Origin of the sequence: Paenibacillus sp. FSL L8-0494 (genome assembly GCF_038003695.1) — a bacterium.
GTDB lineage: Bacteria > Bacillota > Bacilli > Paenibacillales > Paenibacillaceae > Paenibacillus_AQ > Paenibacillus_AQ odorifer.
The window spans coordinates 3,145,836-3,165,768 of record NZ_JBBOPQ010000001.1 but is presented as its reverse complement, the minus strand read 5'-3'; the positions used below and the strand labels follow the sequence as shown (position 1 = coordinate 3,165,768).

Here is a 19,933-nt window from a genome sequence, read left to right as displayed (position 1 = left end):
TCACTTCTTAAAGTAAATGTTTGGTAATAAACTGTTATATTAATCTTTTGCCGATTTAAAGCAAATGCTTTTCTTTTATCATAGAAACGGCTTGTACCCGGTTTTTAACCTCTAACTTTTGATAAATATGGTGAATATATCTTTTAACAGTTCCCGGAGAAAGGAATAATTGACGAGCAATCTGATCATTTGAAAGTCCATCAACGATATGATGCATGAGTTCTAGTTCTCTTTTTGTAAAATGAATATTTATAGTATTGACGTTATCTATCTGCTCGCTCTGATAAGACTGAATCAATTGACTTACATAATCATGTCCGGAAGCTGCTCTCTTGGCAGTTAACCAGTGTTGTAGTAATCGTATAAGTGGCAGTCCTTCATCAAGAAAAATACGGATATAACCCTCTGGCTCAGCGAGTTCAAGGGCCTGTTCTAAAACCTCGTAGGCTTGATTATCTTTACTGAGACTTTCATAAGATATAGCAAGTAGCAACAGAATCTCAATCTGGCTGCCGATTCGATCCGTTCGTCTAGCCTCACTCAGAAGTTTGTTCAACCAAGGTATTACCTCTCTAAAGGCTTGACGTGCCATCAGCATACGCGCGAGCGTGATTTGTTCGTATTCCCGGGCAACATTAGGTTTATCGTTTGCACTAATATGCCTTTTCTTTAGCCATTCTTCACCACTACTTAACAGTCCTTGCGAGAGCTGAATTCGAATATATGCGGCTTCCAGCAATCTTTCCCAGCGGGGAGAATGATATTGCTTAAGTTCCGCAATAGCTGTCTGCAAAACCTCCGCTGCATCTTCCCCACGACCCAATGCTTTTAACATTTTGGATTGCAAAATAATCCCTGGCACCCACACGCTCACATGCTTCGAAGAATTACACATGACAAGCGCCTTATCCAGTTGAACACTTGCATCATTAAGATGATTCCATTCATAAAAAAGATCTGCCAAAAATACAAAACCATGTCCCTGTAACGCAAAATGAAGCAACGTTCTTCTTTCTTCTGAGGTTGATACTTTAGCTGATAAATAAGCCATTTTGTTCAATCTGCCACCAAAACCAATTGGGCCACGAAGTAAAAGGGCTTCTCCTACATTCACTACTTTTACGATAGATGCAAATCTCTCTATGCCTTCCCTGTTTTGGTCCAATAACTCAACGAACGTATCCACGTCCCCCTGATAAAAAGCAACCGAAGCACGATACAGATCCAACCGCATTTGAATTAGGGCTTGCTCTTTTTCCGGAATAAGAAATTCCTCTTCCATGAAAAGTTCTACCTTTTGTAAAAAGCGTTTGGCATCATCTGATCGTCCAGCGACAGCCATCGAACCCGCTTGAAAATAAAACAAATCAGGGTGCACAATCATATTTTTGATCGGCAACTTATCTAGTAAATCTAGCAATGTAGATTCATCGCCATTTTTGATAATCGAATTGAAGTGCCTATCCATACATGATGCAGAAAACGCATAATCCTCTGCCTCAAAGGCATGCTGGATTGCTTCCAAGGCCAGCCCTTCCTTGTCGTACCAGATTGCTGCCCTTCTATGTAGCTTTACTTTATCTGCTATATTCATTTTTTTATTTAATCTTGTTTTTAACATTTCTACAAATAAATGATGATATCGGAACCAGTTCCTAGTGTCATCCAGCGGTATGATAAAAAGACGTGCTTCTTCAACTTCTTGTAATAGAGCCTCCGCATTCGATTGCTCCAGTACCGCTGCTGCTAGAGAAGGAGCAAAAGAATTCAGAATAGACGTCGCGAGTAAAAACTCTTGTACTTCGGCTGACTGCCTAGAGAGGACTTCATCCAATAAATAATCGAAGATATTGCGCGTGTTCCCTGAAAAAGCATTCATATAAGCCGTACGATCTTGTTTCTCTGAAAAAGAGAGGAAGGCAAGAATCAAACCCGCCACCCATCCTTCTGTTTTTTGCTCGAGCAAAAATAACTCTTCTTGCGAAAGATGCTCGCTCAAGGATTGCGATTGCAGCTCATCTATTTCGTCAAACGTAAACCTCAAATCATCGTTACTTAATTCTAGTAGTTCCTGTTGTGCTCTTAGGCGGGATAAGGCGAGTGGCGGGAGGGTTCTACTCAATATTACAAGCTTCACATTAGCCGGAAGATGTCCGAGGAAAAAGCCCATACTCTCATGAATCGATGGATTTGTAATCACATGATAATCATCCACTATAAGTGTATTTGAACCCGGAAGAGTATGCAAATCGTTTAGTAAAATTGAAATCGCAGTTTCTACTGAACCGTCACGAACAGACTGGATAAACAATCCCCAGCGATTTAAATAGGGCTGAAAGATTCTCTCAATTGCGCTATGCAAACTTAACCAGAACCGTACAAGATGGTTATCTGCAAGTTCCAGTGACAACCATGCAACCTCATCGGAATGAGTGCGAGCCCATTCAGCCGCAAGTGTCGTTTTTCCAAATCCAGCTGAGGCGGCAATAAGCGTTACTTTAGCACGGTTTTCATCCATGAGTTTGGACATTAATCTTATGCGCTGAACATAATAAGGAGCCTGCTTTGGAATGGTGACTCGTGAGGCAATTATAGATTGTTGAGAATAAGTGAGCGCACGTTGGTTCGGTGTAGGAGAATTCATTGGAACCTTCCTCTTTTTAAAAAATTCAATTTTTAACCATCTATTAAATACTAACATAACATTGTAGCTTTCTGACGTCCAATATCTAAAAAAAAGACCGCCAATTGGCAGTCTTTTTTCTAATATATTCTCGAGCATAACCAAAAAGCAGAACCCACTGCGAGAATGCCTGCCATAGTTACAAACAGGACATACCCTTTCTTTGTTCTAGTAACGGCGTGCTTATCATAAAACTCTGGTTTTCGAACAATTCCAAACCATAGATCAGCAATTAAATTCACGACTACTAAAGAAAAATTCTTTAATTTACTCATGTCATCTCTCCTTCTACATGTAAGGATTCATCTCTCTAACCCTTCAAGCTCTGAGCAAAACCTGACCTCCATGACGGGTAAGATGGGCTCCATCCGTAATCCATTCGAGCTTTTGTATTGGACGCCCCCCGTTCCCAGCCTTCTCTGCCCATTTGCGAAGCAGGTCCAGGAGCTCCCAAGAGTTCTGAAAAAACAGGCATCCAATCTATTCCTCGCGCAGGTTCATTGTCCACAATATTGACTGGACCAGAAGGCCAGTTCAGAGCAAGCGCCGCCGCGTTAGCTGCATCCTCCACATGAAGGAATGACGTAACTGCTTCTGTTGCTGTCAGTCTTCCATGCCGAATTTCTTCTGTCATTAATCCTGCAGAATCATACCAAGTCCCTTGGCCGTACAACATTCCGTACCGCAAAATCACATGATTAGGAATCTCAGCGACTGCTTTTTCAAGGGAGCGGATACCCTCAATGGTTCTCATCCGTGATTCAGAAGCATTAGTATCTAATGGAGTATTCTCCGTGGCAGGTCCCTCACCAGCTTCATATGCCCAAGAGATACTTTGGGCAATGATCTGTTCAACCCCGGATGCCAATGAAGCATCGACAATATTTCGTGTTCCTTCTATTCTTATCCTTGAATTATCTGCAAAATTCCGCTGACTTAGTGAAGTCAGCTGATGAATCACCACTTCAGGTTGAGCTGCGCGAATAGCCGCAAATATAGACTCACGCTCATACACATCCGCGATTACCGCTTGTGCCCCAATGCTCTCAAGGATTGTTTTGTTTTCTTCTTTATGGGTCAGACCGATAACCTCATGCCCCGCTTGAAGTAACTTAGGAAGCAATAGCCGTCCAATCACACCTGCAGCACCTGCAACAAAGATTTTCATCTATTCCCTCCTTTTTGCTGTACCGTATCTTATGGCATAGCTAGAGTTAAAGCATAATTTGAATGATTATCCATATGATACCACATATGCAAAAAAGACTGCACCTCACAGCATGCTAAGAGGTGCAATCTTTGAGTTGAATCATTATCATAAAGTGTTTTTATCCAAAAATAGCAGCTTGTCTTTTATAAAGATCTTCCAATACCAAGCAAGCCATTGCTTCAACAACCGGCACGATTCTCGGACAGATACATGGATCATGTCTGCCCTCCGTTTTAATCTCTACTTCTTCACCATTCGTGTTTATGGTCTGTTGAGTAACAGAAATCGATGATGTAGGTTTTACACTTATTCGAAAAATAATTTCTTCTCCTGTGCTAATTCCGCCTATAATCCCACCGGAATGGTTACTAAGAAATCCATCCTTATTCATCGCGTCATTATGTTCACTTCCAAGCATAGAGGCCGCTTCGAATCCTGCTCCAAACTCTATTCCCTTTACAGCACCGATAGATAACATCGCTTTAGCTAACTCTGCATCCAATTTATCAAATACGGGTTCTCCAAGACCCGGAATAACCCCTCTAATCCGACACTCCACGATACCTCCACAGCTGTCTCCAATCGAAGCTAAGTGTTCAATTTTTTTAATCATTTCAGCTCCTGCCTTAGCATCACAGGCGCGGACTGCATTTTGTTCAATGACATCTTCATCAAAGGTTTGGCACTTAATCCCTCCGACCTCTTGCGTGTAGGCCAGTACCTCAACTCCTCTTCTTTCAAGCAGTTTCCGAGCGATCGCTCCGCCAGCTACTCTTGCCGCTGTTTCCCTGCCTGATGCCCGCCCACTGCCTCTATGATCGCGAATTCCGTATTTCTGCAAAAAAGTATAATCCGCATGGCCGGGTCTAAATGAATGCTGAATATCGTTATAGGCCTCCGGTTTCATATCTTTGTTGTACAGGACCACAAAGAGTGGAGTTCCGGTTGTTTTCCCTTCGAATACTCCTGATTGTATTTGCACAACATCATATTCCTTACGCGGTGAAGTTACTGAGGACTGGCCTGGTTTCCTTCTATCCATCTGTTTCTGGATATATGCTTCATCAATTTCAACATTAGGTGTAACTCCATCCACTATGACCCCAACCGCTGCACCATGTGACTCTCCAAAGGTAGTAATCTTAAATACTTCCCCAAATGTGTTACCTGCCATAATATTCAAACCTCCATTGCCGACTCTTTTATTATTTATCTATCCAAATTATAATAAGATTGTTGCAATTAATGAAATCACATTTTCAATAGACTGTCATAGAGGTGATCTATATCAAATTCTTTAATCTTGAATGGTATCGCATTTTTTTATATACGGCTCGTTACAAAAATCTAACAAAGGCTGCAAATGAATTGCATATTACACAGCCATCCGTAAGTTATGCCATTAAACAAATGGAGGATTCTTTAGGACTCAAATTATTTCATCGTTTATCTAAAGGTGTAGAGCTAACTGAGGAAGGACTGGCGTTATTGGAATATGTTGAGCCCTCTTTAGTCATGCTGGATTCTGCACAAAAGCATCTTCACAATCTAAAGCAGTTAAACGAAGGAGAAGTTCGGATTGGAGCGAGTGATTCCCTTATTAAAAATCTTTTGCTTCCGCAATTGAACGCATTCCACAAACAATATCCCGGTATACGAATTCGGCTATCACACGGAAAAACGCATGAGATCACCAAACGTTTGAAAGAAGGCGAAATAGACTGTGCGCTCGTCCATATGCCTATTGACGATCCACAATTAAATATTCAGACGCTTGCCACCCTTGAAGATTGTTTTGTAGTGGGACGAGCCTTTCAGCAACTGGCAAACCGTTCGCTTACGGCGAAAGAACTTGCAGAGTTACCTTTTATTTTATTATCCCCAGAAAGCAGCACCAGACTGTTTGTTGATCATTGGTTTGCTGGTAAGGGTTTGTCCGTTAAACCAGATATAGAGCTGGGCAGCATCGATTTACTCTCTGAATTCGCAAGACTTGGTTACGGGGTAGCGTTTATTAGCCGTTCTTTTGTAAATGAGGAGATTCAAAAAGAAGAACTTTTCGAGCTGCAATTAGATGATCCGCCTCCACCCCGGAATATAGGATTCGCAATCCGTCGCGATATGAGGTTATCCGTAGCAGCTGATTCTTTCGTCCGCATGCTTCGTATCCTTGATTAAGATCGTGCACGTAGCAGCACATACGGACACTGCGGAACGGGGCATATGCTTAGCAACCATAAGGACGCTGCGGAACGGGGGATTTCGTAGCTGCAAACTAGGGGCGTATGCCCAGTAGGATAAGGGCACAGAGTCCGGGTGCGCTTACGTAGCAATATAAGGACACAGTGGAACGATGCACGTATGTATAGCAAAAGACACAGTGATCGGGTGCGCATACATAGCAGTACAAAGACAACACGTGCGTAGCAGCATAAGGACTCTAGGGAACCCTGCATGTACGTAACAGCATTAGGACACAGCGGAACGATGCACCTCCAGCATAAGGACACAGTGATCGGGCGTGTACGTAGCAGTACAAAGACAGCACGTGGCGTAGCAGCATAGGGACACTCCGAAACGATGCAGGTACAGTAGCAAAGGACACAGTGGACCTTAAATGCAATATTATCCGATGTTTGGAGCCCTATCGGACCCCATTGCAGCTATTGGCATAAAAAACAGCAAATATGAGCCTCATTCTATAGAATAGCGTCCATGGAGTCCGAAATCCTGCTGCAAAGGCTAAAGATTAGCCAATAGCGTCCTCTGGGTCCCTATGCCTCAAAAGTGGATGAGTTATGGGAGATTCCGGGTGGCGCGATGGACTAATAACACAAAGGAGCGATTCTCCATTAATCGGAGAATCGCTCCTTGTAACCTTTTACCGCTTTTATAGCAGGTTATTATAATGTTTATATTTTATCGCGGTTGTAGACTTCAGCCGTCCGATCCGCTCTGTTAGCCATCGAATTTCCTAGTCTAGTGTCTTCGTTATAGACGCCTTCGTAACGCTGAGTATTCAGCGAACGGTTGCCGCGGAACACATCATGCGCTTGATAGCCGCGTCCATTATCATCGACTAGTACAAGGATTTTGCCGCTTTCCACATAACCTTCGTACTCTTTAGCCTCATCCTCAGGAATACCGAGTCCGATCAAGCCGCCGACTAATCCACCTGCGCCTGCACCAACTGCTGCACCTGTAAGGGTAGCAACTATAGGCCCTGCCGCCAGGATCGGTCCAATCCCCGGAATCGCCAATGCTCCGATCCCTGCTAATAATCCGGCAACGCCGCCAACTACACCACCTGTAGCAGCGCCTGTCGCCACTCCTTCTGGAGCTTTTGTGCCTGTATCCTCTGAGATGTTTCTAAGCTCATCACGATCACGTGTGATTACTGATATTTCATCATTACTAAATCCTTGATTGTGAAGTCCTTCAATTGCTCTGGTTGCTTCTTGTTCTGTGTCGAAAATACCTACGATTTTTTTAGTCACTTGAAGCCCTCCTTAGTAATTGTCTTCGCTAGTAATTACCCTTTAAACGGGAGACCAAACATCTAAGGAAAAATTTCAAGAGCATATGTACCATAAATTATTTTACGGGACGTGTACGATTAGTCGGAATAGCCTGTAATGGGTCATCTGGCCAATATTGCTTCGGATACCGTCCTTTCAGATCTTTTTTGACCTCAAAATAGGTCCCCCGCCAAAAACTTGCTAGATCAGAGGTTACCTGCACAGGTCGTCTAGCTGGTGACAAAAGATGCAGCAATACCGGCACCTTTCCCCCTCCAATTCGAGGTGTGTCCAGCTGTCCAAACATCTCTTGCAATCTTACTGCCAATACCGGGGCAGCAGGATTAGTATAATCTACGGGCACACGCGAGCCACTAGGAACAGATATATGTGTAGGTGCTTCCTTTTCCAGCATCTGCCTCTGATTCCAGTCCAACATCCCCTCAAGCACCCGTGCTAACGGTACACGCTGAAGGTCGCGGAGGTTCCTCATACCCTGAAGATATGGCAAAAGCCATTCATCCAACGTAGCAATTAAAGCAACATCTGAGACATCCGGCCAATCTGAACGTAAGGTATGCATAAACATCAAACGTTCGCGAAGCTGTAAGGTTCCCTTCTCCCACGGTAGGATTTCAATGCCATCAGTAGCGATGACACTTAACAGTACATTTGCCGTTTCTTCCGCGGAGGGTCTTTCATGTGAAGTTTCTTTTAAGACCAACGCGCCGAGCATTGTGCGACGACGTTTCTTCACACTCCCACTTTCTTTATCCCAATACACATCCGCTTCCTCGGTGATGCGGTCTGCATGATAGGTAAGCAGTTGTCCTTCTTCTATCTCAGCTGCCAGCATAATTGCGCCCAGTGTAGCGCGATCATCGATCGAAGCAGCTACGATATAAGGTGACCGGGCCAGCGGTTGTCCTTCCCGCATGGCCGCCCCCCGACCGGAGGAGAGCAGAAACGCGCCATCGCCGCGTTTCTGCCCGATCCGGTCGGGATAGGCGAACGACAGAAGCAGCCCGCAGCGGCTGATGTCGTTCACGTTCTCGCCCGGCGCGGCTTGCAGCTGCGCCAGGAAAAGGCGGCTCTCGCGCTGCACAGCGCGCAGAGCCGCCGGGTCCGCTCCGCCGCTATCAGCGGAGCGCTCGAACCGGAGCAGCGCCTCAACGCGGAGCGTGAGGTCGCAACCTAGGGCCGCGGGACCCTTGAAAAGGTCCCGCTCTTGCAGCAGCGCCGCCAGCCGGCAGGCGAGCGGTGCTGCGCCAAGCTCTGCCGCGCGCAGCAGCATATGCGCGGCTCGCGGGTGCGCGCCAAGCGCGGCCATGCTGTGGCCGTGCGGCGTAATGGCGCCGCCGGCGTCCAGCGCGCCGAGCTGGCGCAGCAGCGCGGTGCCCTGCGCATAAGGCGCAGCGGGCGGCGCGTCAAGCCAAGATAGCGCGGCAGGATCGCGCACGCCCCACAGCGCCAGCTCCAAAGCAAGCTGCGCAAGGTCCGTCTGCATAATCTCCGGCACATTGTCATCCGGAAGTCGATTATGCTCCTCCTGACTCCACAGCCTGTAGCACACGCCTGGGGCTGTCCGTCCGGCACGTCCCCGCCGTTGATCCGCGGAGGCTTTTGATACCGGGACCGTCGTAAGACTCGGCATTCCTGTGCGTGGTGAGAATACCTGTGTACGGCGTTGCCCTGTATCAATCACCGTTCGCACGCCTTCAATCGTTAGACTTGTCTCAGCTATAGAAGTCGCAAGCACTACTTTTCGTTCACCTTGAACAGATGCAGCCACGGCTGCATCTTGGATATTTTGTGGCAGCTGACCATATAAAGGGCGAATAATTGCCGGAACTGGCAAGCTCCCATTTTCCAACTCACTTTGAGTTCTGCGTATTTCTCTTTCCCCCGGTAAAAAGACGAGAATATCTCCGGGTTGTTCAGCAAGCGCATGTCTCACAGCAGCTGCAGCAGTTTTTTCCAGTGGAAGAATCCCAGTAGTTGGCACATAGATTGTTTCTACAGGATAGGTTCTGCCCGGACAATTTACTACAGGCGCATCCCCTAGTAAAGCAGACACCCGCTCACTGTCCAAGGTAGCTGACATGATAAGAATCCTTAGATCCTCCCGCAGCACAGCCTGTGCTTCCAGTGCAAGGGCAAGTCCCAAATCCGCATGAAGGCTGCGCTCATGGAACTCATCAAAAATAACTAAACCCACATCACCCAAAGAAGGATCGCTTTGCAGCATTCTCGTTAATACTCCTTCAGTGACTACAACAATCCGCGTATTTTTGCCTACTTTAGTGTCATTCCGCATCCGATAACCTACCGTCTGTCCAACACTTTCTCCAAGGCAGGATGCCATGTAAGTGGCGGCAGATCTAGCAGCAAGCCTTCTAGGCTCTAACATTAAAATGCTTTTACCCGCCATCCAGGGTTCGTCCAAAAACGCCGGAGGCGTTCCAGTTGTTTTGCCTGCACCCGGTTCAGCGATAAGTACTGCTGCCTGCGCAGTGTTAAGTATGTTTTTCAGGTCAGGAAGCACCTGTATAATCGGAAGTTGTTTCATTCTATCTCTCCATCGTCTATAATCATATGTTATAATTTTCCTAGAAGTTATCTTAGATCATCTTCATCATGTGAAAAAACCTTAAAGATCAAGACTTACCATCCATACCCTCTATAATATTAATAAGGAGACTTACTATGATATTCGTAACAAAAGCTACAATTTCAGATCTACCCATGCTCACCAAAGTAGACAGCAAGATCATTGGCAATGAAAGCCGCAAATCGAAGATTGAAAAATATATCAATCATGAGCAGTGTTACGTAGCATCGCATAATGGAACGCTTGTCGGATTTGCTTGCTACGATACCACCTTTTTCGAATGTTGTTTTATTCAGCTGGTCATTGTGGATCCTGAGTTCAGACGCCTAGGCATAGCCAAAACACTCCTTAGCTACATCGAGGAACAATGCCCAACCCCCAAGCTTTTCACCTCCACCAATGAATCCAATACGATCATGCAGCAACTATGTCTTTCTCAAGGGTTTGTTAAAAGCGGAGTCATTGAGAATTTAGATGATGGCGACCCGGAATGGGTTTATTTCAAACAAATTAGATGAGCATACATGATTAGTTACACACAACAAGCAAAAAGGCAGCTCTTCTGTCTAAAACGACCAAGAGATGCCTTTTTATTTTACACTATTTATTCTGATGTCCAAATGACCGTAGGTATTTAGGCAGTAACCTAACCAGCATTAATCCTCTTCCTTTATCATCTGTCCGTGTATTTGAGCACTGTATTGCATAAAAGCAGGGTTACTATCCAAGCCGCGTTCACGTAATAGCTCCTGTAGACGCAGTCTTTTCATAGACAGTTTTGACCGCAGAGCCTTGCCCTCACTGGTTTCTGCACCTCCGCTATTATGACACGCCGCTAGCAATCCTTCCAACGTAACACATTCAGCTCGCAGAGAGATTTCCTCAGGCACAAGTCCGGAGTTCTTCATGATTTTAAAAGACATCCGTAATTCTTCTGGCACACCTGATAAATCCTCAAGCTCCAGCGGCTTGCCATGCCCAGGTAAATCTCGAAATTCCCCGTTACGCATAGACTCCTGAATCCGCTGCTCAGCTAACCAAGACATCATCCCCATATACGCAGCCTCCTTCACCAATGCCACACTATTATCAACCCTGCCTAATCAAAAGTATATTTTACGGAATTGCGTTAATTTTAGCATAAAAGACTTAGGATTTGCATCAAGCTACCGGAATGCTTTCTCAGATTTTGCCTATACGTTAACTATAGGTGTGGCGAGCTATTCACTCAAATGCTCCTTGCCCCTCGTCGCACAGTTGAGCAGCTCGGACTCTGTAACTATCGTATGCTAAGTATATTCTAAGTCCATAACCGTAACGTTAGAGCACACTCGCCTCAGGGAAACGTTCGGACTCAGATGACCTTATTTCACAAATTCAGTCCATTTCGCTGTACTATCGGACCTAGTTGCAGCTATTCGCTCATATGTGCCCTACTTTTAATCAAAATCACAGCGATAAGAGCTATGCAGTCCGATACTGCTAATAAACACACGAAAAACACCAAATAGCTGCAATACAGTCCGATACATTAGCGCACACTCGCCACCGTAAAACGTTCGGACCCTGGAGCTCTTGCTCGTATACTACATCCTTTATTATACATTCATTACATCTTCGTCTCCATTGATCGTTCGGACCCAGTAGCCCTTATTTCGCAAATTCATGCCTTTTTGCTCTACTTTCGGACTCAGATGCAGCTACTCGCTCTAACACACCCTACTTTTGTTCAAAGTCGCAACGATAAGAGCTATGCAGTCCGATACTGCTAATAAACACACGAAAAACACCAAATAGCTGCAATACAGTCCCATTCATTAGCACACACTCGCCACCGTGAATCGTTCGGACTCAGATGACCTTATTTCACAAATTCAGTCCATTTCGCTGTACTATCGGACCTAGTTGCAGCTATTCGCTCATATGTGCCCTACTTTTAATCAAAATCACAGCGATAAGAGCTATGTAGTCCGATACTGCTAATAAACACACGAAAAACACCAAATAGCTGCAATACAGTCCGATACATTAGCGCACACTCGCCACCGTAAAACGTTCGGACCCTGGAGCTCTTGCTCGTATACTACATCCTTTATTATACATTCATTACATCTTCGTCTCCATTGATCGTTCGGACCCAGAAGCCCTTATTTCGCAAATTCATGCCTTTTTGCTCTACTTTCGGACTCAGATGCAGCTATTCGCTCTAACACACCCTACTTTTGTTCAAAGTCGCGGCGATAAGAGCTATACAGTCCGATACTGCTAATAAAAACACGAAAAACACCAAATAGCTGCAATACGGTCCGCAACGCCGATGCATCCTCGCCACCGAAAATGCTACTGTTTACTTCCGCCATTCATCACTCACTTATCACCTTCATCACTCACTTATCCCTGTCTTCACTCCCTTTCCCCCGTCTTGCACACTTATCACCTTCATCACTCCCTTATCTCCGCCAACACTAACTCCGCGCCGTACGCAAATCGAGCTCGGGGACTTGCTTGTGACCTTATTTCTTCCGCTATTTTATTGCCCTCTATTCCCTATAAGATAGTCTTCAAACTCACAGCCGGATCGTGCAATTAACACAGGCGATTGCTATACTCTTTCTAATGAGCCTCAACTCAATAAAAAAAGGACTACCGCAGTAGTCCAAAGGAGAAATATAAATGTTAGCTAACATCCAAAAAGAAGATCAACATTATGTCGCTCGTTTCGAACGCCAGTTAAAGCATTCCGCAACTGAGATTTGGTCCTATTTGACCGAAAATGAGAAGCTTGCCTTATGGTTCTCTGAATTAAAAATCGAGGACCTGCGTGAAGGCGGACTTATAAAGTTTGATATGCAAAACGGAACGTTTTTGGATATGGAAATTACCGCGCTACAGCATCAATCTATTTTTGAGTTTACATGGGCTGAGGATCTTGTTCGTTTTGAGTTATACCCTAATTCAGAAGGCTGTTTACTCATCTTGAACGAAACACTACAAACGCTTACCCCGCATACACCACGTGATCTCGCTGGCTGGCATGTTTGTCTAGAAGTGATCCAGCATCTTTTGGAAGGCACGACGCTGGAGTCACGGAAAGACGAATGGAATAAATGGTACGAGCAATACCGGGAAGCGATCTCGAAATTAGGATAACAAGGACTCCGCGCCGTCAATCACGATTTGCGCACCTGTAATATGGATAGATTCATCCGAAGCCAGAAAAGCAACGAGATCAGCGACATTATCCGGCTTGCCCGGTCCATCCGCCAAGGGTTGCGCTCCATCAGGGAATTCAATTGGAATGACGATTGCTTCAACATCCTCGCTCATTTCAGTGGTTTCATCTATATTCGTAGCAATAGCCCCAGGGCAGATCACATTCACACGAATCTTAAACTTAGCAAGCTCGAGAGCTGCCATTTTGGCAAAAGCCACCTGTCCAGCTTTGGTAGTGCTATAAGTAGACCACCCAAAGCTGGCAAATCTAGTGTTCCCATTAATGGAACTAGTAATAATAATACTGCCCTTCCCTTTATCTTTCAGATGAGGAATAGTATATTTTAGAGTCAAAAAAGTCCCCGTCAAGTTCACCGACATCGTACGCTCCCAGTCGCTCAAGCTTAGTTCTTCTATCGGACCCACAGCGCCATTAATTCCCGCGTTAGCGAATACTACATCCACGCCTCCGAATTGTTCCACCGTACAACGTACGGCTTCCTCCATCTTTTTCTCATCCGAAGTATCTACCTCTATGGCCAGCGCGCAATCTTTTCGAAGCTTATTAAGCTTTTCTGCCAAGGAAGAGGTTCTTTCAAGATTTAAATCAAACAATGCTACATTTGCACCTTCCCGCGCCAGCTTAATAGCGGTAGCACGGCCAATTCCCGAGCCCGCTCCGGTTATAATCGCTGTTTTTCCAATAAATCTTTGTTTCTTAGATATGTTTGGGCTCATATGTAATCTCTCCTCTAATGTCTGTAAGATAAGTACTATGGATCAAGATTACCCAAATAAACCTGTAATGGAATCATCTCGTTCATAAATCTTCATAATTTAAGCACGCCGCACAAAAAAATCTCCCCATTCAATAAGATGAGCGGAGAGTTTGTTTCGAATATTTTGATTTTTTTGATTGATTCGATGTTCGATGTTCGATGTTTCGATTATTTCAATTCAATTGTCCAGCTTGCGTACGTCCACTTTTACAGTCAGTGTGCCTGCTCCGCCGCGATATACCCCTTTTACAGGTACTATATCTTTATAATCCCGTCCATGACCCAGCTTGATATAACGCCAGTTCACTTCAACATTATTCGTCGGATCAAAACCAAGCCAGCCCGTACCCGGAATATGGGTCTCCACCCAAGCATGTGAAGCCTGCTCGAAATTGGCATTGCTGCTCTGTAGATCACCGACAAAATGATATCCACTAACATATCTTGAAGGCAGACCCACACTGCGGCAGACAGCGATCATAAGATGAGCATAATCCTGACAGACACCCCGCTTGAGCTTCAGGGCTTTTTTTACCGTTGTATTTACGCTTGTTGCCTCAGGATCATAGGTGAACTGTTCATAAATCGTCGAAGATAACCTCAGAATCCATTGATACATATCTTCAGCTTCACTAAAAGGGTACTGTGAGGCGAACTCTACCAATTCAGGAGTCACCTCGGTATAACGGGTCGGCAAAATAAACTCAATGTATCGGTTCTGAAACTTCTCATCATTTAGCAGTTTAACTTGCTCTTCAAGGCTGGTTCGCGGAAGATCGGTACCTTGAGATTTATCCAGTGTTACTACAGTAGCTTTCGTATGGATTACCATTTCCGTATGTGGCTTATTAACCGAATAGGCATGCACCCGATTACCAAAGAAATCCTCATACGTTAATAGATTAGCTGCCGGATATACTTCAACCTCGTGGTGATAACAGGATTGCCGATAGTTGGTGCGAGGGGTGAGTCTGATTTCATTGACACTGTCCGTAACTGGCTCTGGATAACTGTATGTGGTGGTGTGATTGATTTGAATCTTCATACAGATACTCCTTCTCGCCGAAAAAAGGCGCCCTCCATCGTTTTGCCCAGTCTCTGGCAAGATATTACGAGTGATTGCAGTACATCTTCCACCAGCTCACCAGACATTTCTTCTTTCTCCATATAATCCAGCTCTGCCTTCAGCTTTCCTGCTTGACGGATGACCTTCTCATGACCTGAGCCTTTTTCTGAGGAATCCAGTTCAAGCCTAGCTAAATGTTCTTCCAGCTGGTGAAAAGAAAAGCGGATCGAACGTGGGAATTTGGGATTCGCGATCAAAAAATCTAAAATGCTCTCCGGTGACATGGCATCTGCATAATAACGGCGAAACGCCTGATACCCACTTACGGATTTAAGCACAGCCTGTAACTGAATATAGATTGCATTAAGCTCTTTGAAACGGCAAGAGGCTATAACTGCCTGCAAAATACGCGTCGTATTCTCGGCCCGTTCCAAAAAACGGCCGCTCTCTATAAAGTGCCATTCATTCCCTCTAAGCATTACGGATTGTTCTGCTCCTAGAAACATAGCTGCACGTTCCTTCACCTGCTGGTAGAAATGATGTGGACCACTCATAATATCAGCAACTGACCGCTCACCAAGCCATAGATTAAAGCTGTTGACGACATCCCATAGCTCACTTGGAAGATGCTGGCGCAGTGTGCGAAGATTATTTCTGGCATGATGTACGCAAGAGAATAATGAATTCGAATTGCCTAAATCAAGTGTAATAAAGGATAACACGTCCTGTTCAGAAAAGGTTTCGAACTGCTGTAAATATTCACTTCGAACCCCTAATGCATCGATAAGCCTCGACCATTTATGTCCTTCTTCCTGAAAATCCTCTTCCTGCTGGATATGATAATGTACATTGATTAGCCGCGCATGATTCTCTGCCCTTTCAATATATCGGCCGATCCAGAATAAAGCCTCCGCATTTCGATTCAGCATCTTTAGCCACTCCTTTATCCTCCAAATTGATGCTGCATATTTTTGATTCACAATCAAGGCTTACAAGATAATAGATCACGCCATAACCCAAGTATCCTTTACGCCACCACCTTGCGAGGAATTCACAACCAATGAACCTTCTTTCATAGCCACTCGTGTTAATCCGCCAGGTATGACATGTGGCTTCCGGTCTGCGCCCATTAATACAAAAGCCCGAAGGTCGATATGCCGGGGTGCCATAGTGCCTCCCGACAATACGGGTGCTCTGGACAAGGACATAATTGGCTGTGCCACATAACGGTCCGGATCGGCAATAATTTTCATTCGGAACTCGGCTAATTCTTCTTTGGTTGCCTCGCTTCCGATCAACATCCCATATCCTCCGGATAATGAGGTTTCCTTAACAACCATTTCGGATAGGTTCTCAAGAACATACAGGCGTTCATCGGGTCTGGACAACAAATACGTCGGCACATTGCCAAGGATCGGCTCTTCATTCAGATAATAACGAATCATATCCGGTACATAGACATACATCGCTTTATCATCTGCAACACCGGTTCCCGGAGCATTAGCAATCGCTATGTTGCCTGCCCTATAAGCATTCATAAGTCCTGCTACACCCAGTAAAGAATCAGGTTGAAAGGCTAGCGGGTCAATGTAATCATCGTCCAACCGACGATACAGCACATCCACTCGACGTAATCCGTTCATTTCTTTCAGATATATTTTGTGATCCTTTGTTACCAAATCTCGTCCTTCGACCAAATGTATACCCATCTGCTGTGCCAAAAAAGCATGTTCATAATATGCAGAATTGTATTCTCCAGGCGTTAGGAGTGCTATAACCGGATCTGACCTCCTTGATGGAGATAGACTACGAAGCACGGATAAGAAGCGATTTAAGCTATGATCTACATCTCGGATGGAGCTGGCAAAGGACAATTCAGGAAACAATTGATTCATAAGTGTTCTGCCTTTAAAAAGATAGGAAAAGCCGGAGGGTGTTCGCAGGTTGTCTTCAAGTACATAATAATGCCCATCGTGATGGCGGATCAGATCGATTCCTGAGGTGGTGATGTAAGCTCCACCGGGCACTCGCAGACCTGACATTTCTGGCCGGAAGTAACAGTTGGAAATAATCATACGCCTAGGGACGATGCCATCTTTAACAATGTATTGCTCATGGTAGATGTCATGAATGAACAAATTCAAAGCTGTGATACGCTGAATTATTCCAGCTTCTAGCCTCTCCCACTCATTCTTAGGGATTATACGTGGAATCATATCGAAGGGGATCGTTCGCTCCATAGGATGATCTTGAGCTGGATTGTAAAGCGTAAAGGTAATTCCTTCTTCCATCATCCTACGCTGCATTAAATTTTGCTTCCCTTGCAGCTCTTCGGAGCTCATTCCGGAAAACATGCGGTTCACATGTCTGTAGTGCGGCCGGACATTCCTCTTATCAGCATACATTTCATCGAAAAAATGCTGTAATGGATACGGAGACAGACCTGGCAGAGGATCTAATTTGGACATGAGCCCGACTCCTTTCGATAGATGTAATCTTTGTTAACAACTTATACTTTAATTTCAGAAAACATCCATGAAAATATTGGTTTATATTCTCATAATACGTAAACCCACTTGTTCATGTCAACATATATAACAGAGAAATGTGATTCCAGAGGTATTTGTATTTTTTGGAATCGCTTCCTTTCTCTCTTATATAGGTTGCCGGAGATGAAATGTACATTCATCATTGAATTGTATGCAGGAAGTGTGACAAGCATTACTATTATGAATTTTTCATATAATGTATTTTTTATATAGTTGCCTGAGGATGTGGATTCATTGAGTATGGTATAATTTGTTGCGATGGGAGAGTGACCTATGGAGCACAAATATACTATGTCAATTGAGCAGGAAGAGCTTAGGCGGAATCACATTTATCTGTTATTTGGTCTATCGGAAGCGGGGTCAATGAAGGTAGCCCTTAGTCATTTGGGTTATCGCCATTTAATACGAGTACTTTCATTTAATGAGACATTCTCTGCTGGACCGTTGCGTGAATTACATAATAATGAAGGCTATCATACCCGTGAGTTATGGTTTCAGGAACGATTTCCGGATCATGGTTATCATCTCAATCCCCAGCACAAACTGGAAGCCGTGATACAGACCTTAAAAGAAATTCCCGAGGACAAAAAAATCACTATTTGGTGCGGAGACAACTCCCATGATCAGACAGGTTTACGATTTGCGCTTTCTATTCTTAATGAGAGGACGCAACCTATTCATGTTATTGATCCCGTCAAGGCTTATAGGGAGATTGCCGCTCCATTTGAAATCGGATTATATCCCAGAGCACTTAGTCAGCTCCCAAACGAAGCTGTGCATAAAATTATAAAAATCACCGAAAACATATCCCCTGTCACCTCCGCTCAAAGAAAACAGTATGAACTAGAGTGGCAAAAAATAAGCAACACCGAGGATATGCTTAGAGTTTGGGTTGATGGCCAGCTTATGAATGTTCCCGAGAGTTACTATGACGAAGAAATTCTTTCTTTAATTCTGCAACTTCAACAGTGTGAGGAAAGAGAAGGCTACGTAAATGCAGGTCTGATTGTAGGCGCAATTATAGGGCAATGGAATTTGTATATCAGTACCTCATTCATAGAATATCGCTTCTGGAGGCTAGTTAGTGAGGGAAAGCTGTTATTTAAAGGGATCCCTTACGCGATGCATTTATACTTTCTAAGAGTCGCTTAGCAGTTGCTACAAAATGACGGACAAACCCTTTATAAAAAAGAAAAGGAATGCCCTCCTAAACTAAATATAGCTTCGAGGACATTCCTTGTAAATATGACTTCTTTATGATTATATTGTGCTGTTGATTACACTTGCTCTTCCGATTCTTCTGACTCTTCTTCCTCGGCAATTAATCCAGCAAAAAGAGCATGTACGAACTGCTGCGAATCAAATGGCTGCAAGTCTTCCATTTTTTCTCCAAGACCTACAAACTTCACCGGCAAATTCATTTCCTGACGAATCGCTACAACGATTCCGCCTTTAGCCGTACCGTCCAGCTTCGTCAAGACCAAGCCAGTGACGCCACTCTTTTCACCAAATAACTTGGCTTGTGTAAGTGCATTTTGACCTGTCGTAGCATCTAGCACCATCAGTACCTCATGTGGAGCACTTGGGATTTCTCTTTGAATAACGCGGAAGATTTTGTTGAGCTCTTCCATCAGATTGCTTTTATTCTGCAGTCTGCCAGCAGTATCGCAGATTAAGATATCCACATTGCGCTGTTTAGCCGCTTGCACCGCATCGTACATTACAGCCGCCGGGTCAGAGCCTGCTTGTTGTTTAATGACATCTACGCCTGCGCGTTGGCCCCAAACCTCAAGCTGCTCAATCGCTCCGGCACGGAACGTATCCCCTGCAGCCAAAAGAACTTTTTTACCTTCTTGTTTGTAACGATGAGCCAGCTTGCCGATGGTAGTCGTCTTGCCCACGCCATTAACCCCAACGAACAAAATAACTGTAATTCCATTCGGATTTTCCTTCAGGCTGTTATCATCATCTCCGCGCAGCAGCTCCATAAGCTTACGGGACAAAATCGGCTTCAGCTCGGCAGCATCTTCAATCCGATTTTGCTTCACTTCGGCACGCAAATCCTCGACAAGGGTCATAACAGTGTTTACACCCACGTCTGCACCAATCAAAATCTCTTCCAGCTCTTCGTAGAACTCTTCATCTATCTTTTTGCGGCGGATGATAAGGTCGGAGACCTTCTCTACAAAACCTTTACGGGTTTTCTCTAATCCGTCGCGGAATTGTTTCGTTACACTTTCCGTTTTGCCGGAAATGCTTTCTTTTAATTTTCTAAAAAAGCTCATTTGGTTCCTCCTAAAAGTT

At 44.6% G+C, this 19,933-nt stretch carries 17 protein-coding genes; 4 read left to right on the top strand and 13 right to left on the bottom strand.

The genetic code is table 11. The annotated features are described in order from the left end of the window. Positions 1 to 55: 55 nt before the first annotated feature. The 4 genes from NYE35_RS14450 to aroC all read right to left on the bottom strand — a co-directional run bounded on the left by NYE35_RS14450 (position 56) and on the right by aroC (position 5,067). On the bottom strand, positions 56 to 2,701 hold the full coding sequence (locus tag NYE35_RS14450; protein WP_341121414.1) for a LuxR C-terminal-related transcriptional regulator: 2,646 nt from the start codon (positions 2,699 to 2,701) through the stop codon (positions 56 to 58). 62 nt (positions 2,702 to 2,763) lie between these two features. After that, positions 2,764 to 2,958 carry a hypothetical protein gene (locus NYE35_RS14445; RefSeq protein WP_036686658.1) on the bottom strand — a complete coding sequence of 65 codons (195 nt, stop codon included), beginning with the start codon at positions 2,956 to 2,958 and terminating at the stop codon, positions 2,764 to 2,766. A 35-nt stretch (positions 2,959 to 2,993) separates the two neighbouring features. After that, the gene (locus tag NYE35_RS14440) at positions 2,994 to 3,851 is read right to left on the bottom strand and encodes an NAD-dependent epimerase/dehydratase family protein (RefSeq protein ID WP_038570616.1); all 858 of its coding nucleotides are present in this window, start codon (positions 3,849 to 3,851) and stop codon (positions 2,994 to 2,996) included. A gap of 160 nt (positions 3,852 to 4,011) precedes the next feature. Further along, on the bottom strand, positions 4,012 to 5,067 hold the full coding sequence (aroC, locus tag NYE35_RS14435; protein WP_036686655.1) for a chorismate synthase: 1,056 nt from the start codon (positions 5,065 to 5,067) through the stop codon (positions 4,012 to 4,014). 113 nt (positions 5,068 to 5,180) lie between these two features. Here aroC and NYE35_RS14430 point away from each other — a divergent pair, with 113 nt between their 5' ends. Continuing rightward, on the top strand, positions 5,181 to 6,071 hold the full coding sequence (locus tag NYE35_RS14430) for a LysR family transcriptional regulator (protein WP_076101816.1): 891 nt from the start codon (positions 5,181 to 5,183) through the stop codon (positions 6,069 to 6,071). Between the two features lie 734 nt (positions 6,072 to 6,805). Here NYE35_RS14430 and NYE35_RS14425 read toward each other — a convergent pair. Next, positions 6,806 to 7,390: a general stress protein gene (locus NYE35_RS14425; protein WP_051491471.1), complete on the bottom strand. Its 585-nt coding sequence runs from the start codon at positions 7,388 to 7,390 to the stop codon at positions 6,806 to 6,808. A gap of 97 nt (positions 7,391 to 7,487) precedes the next feature. Next, a complete protein-coding gene (gene hrpB / locus NYE35_RS14420; RefSeq protein ID WP_341121411.1) occupies positions 7,488 to 9,980 on the bottom strand; it encodes an ATP-dependent helicase HrpB in 2,493 nt (830 codons plus the stop codon). 137 nt (positions 9,981 to 10,117) lie between these two features. Here hrpB and NYE35_RS14415 point away from each other — a divergent pair, with 137 nt between their 5' ends. Further along, positions 10,118 to 10,540, top strand: a complete 423-nt coding sequence (locus tag NYE35_RS14415; RefSeq protein WP_036686651.1) for a GNAT family N-acetyltransferase — start codon at positions 10,118 to 10,120, stop codon at positions 10,538 to 10,540. Positions 10,541 to 10,678: 138 nt separating this feature from the next. Here NYE35_RS14415 and NYE35_RS14410 read toward each other — a convergent pair whose 3' ends face one another. Next, positions 10,679 to 11,077: a DnaJ family domain-containing protein gene (locus NYE35_RS14410; protein WP_038570613.1), complete on the bottom strand. Its 399-nt coding sequence runs from the start codon at positions 11,075 to 11,077 to the stop codon at positions 10,679 to 10,681. A 1,161-nt stretch (positions 11,078 to 12,238) separates the two neighbouring features. After that, complete coding sequence (locus NYE35_RS14405) at positions 12,239 to 12,382, bottom strand: hypothetical protein (protein WP_341121409.1); 144 nt, start codon at positions 12,380 to 12,382, stop codon at positions 12,239 to 12,241. A gap of 313 nt (positions 12,383 to 12,695) precedes the next feature. Here NYE35_RS14405 and NYE35_RS14400 point away from each other — a divergent pair, with 313 nt between their 5' ends. Next, positions 12,696 to 13,172 carry an SRPBCC family protein gene (locus NYE35_RS14400; protein WP_038570612.1) on the top strand — a complete coding sequence of 159 codons (477 nt, stop codon included), beginning with the start codon at positions 12,696 to 12,698 and terminating at the stop codon, positions 13,170 to 13,172. Here NYE35_RS14400 and NYE35_RS14395 read toward each other — a convergent pair. From NYE35_RS14395 to NYE35_RS14380, 4 genes are all read right to left on the bottom strand, one after another. Beyond that, positions 13,164 to 13,973: an SDR family oxidoreductase gene (locus NYE35_RS14395; RefSeq protein ID WP_036686506.1), complete on the bottom strand. Its 810-nt coding sequence runs from the start codon at positions 13,971 to 13,973 to the stop codon at positions 13,164 to 13,166. The genes NYE35_RS14400 and NYE35_RS14395 overlap by 9 nt on opposite strands. A gap of 219 nt (positions 13,974 to 14,192) precedes the next feature. Beyond that, complete coding sequence (locus tag NYE35_RS14390; protein ID WP_036686503.1) at positions 14,193 to 15,059, bottom strand: transglutaminase family protein; 867 nt, start codon at positions 15,057 to 15,059, stop codon at positions 14,193 to 14,195. After that, the gene (locus tag NYE35_RS14385; RefSeq protein WP_036686637.1) at positions 15,056 to 16,009 is read right to left on the bottom strand and encodes an alpha-E domain-containing protein; all 954 of its coding nucleotides are present in this window, start codon (positions 16,007 to 16,009) and stop codon (positions 15,056 to 15,058) included. Before NYE35_RS14385 ends, NYE35_RS14390 begins: the two co-directional genes overlap by 4 nt. 75 nt (positions 16,010 to 16,084) lie before the next feature. Beyond that, the gene (locus NYE35_RS14380; protein WP_036686502.1) at positions 16,085 to 17,548 is read right to left on the bottom strand and encodes a circularly permuted type 2 ATP-grasp protein; all 1,464 of its coding nucleotides are present in this window, start codon (positions 17,546 to 17,548) and stop codon (positions 16,085 to 16,087) included. 354 nt (positions 17,549 to 17,902) lie between these two features. Here NYE35_RS14380 and NYE35_RS14375 point away from each other — a divergent pair, with 354 nt between their 5' ends. Beyond that, complete coding sequence (locus tag NYE35_RS14375) at positions 17,903 to 18,781, top strand: DUF1835 domain-containing protein (RefSeq protein ID WP_076213221.1); 879 nt, start codon at positions 17,903 to 17,905, stop codon at positions 18,779 to 18,781. 125 nt (positions 18,782 to 18,906) lie between these two features. On the opposite strand, the gene ftsY is transcribed toward NYE35_RS14375, so the two are convergent. Next, a complete protein-coding gene (ftsY, locus tag NYE35_RS14370; RefSeq protein ID WP_036686498.1) occupies positions 18,907 to 19,914 on the bottom strand; it encodes a signal recognition particle-docking protein FtsY in 1,008 nt (335 codons plus the stop codon). Positions 19,915 to 19,933 lie beyond the last annotated feature (19 nt).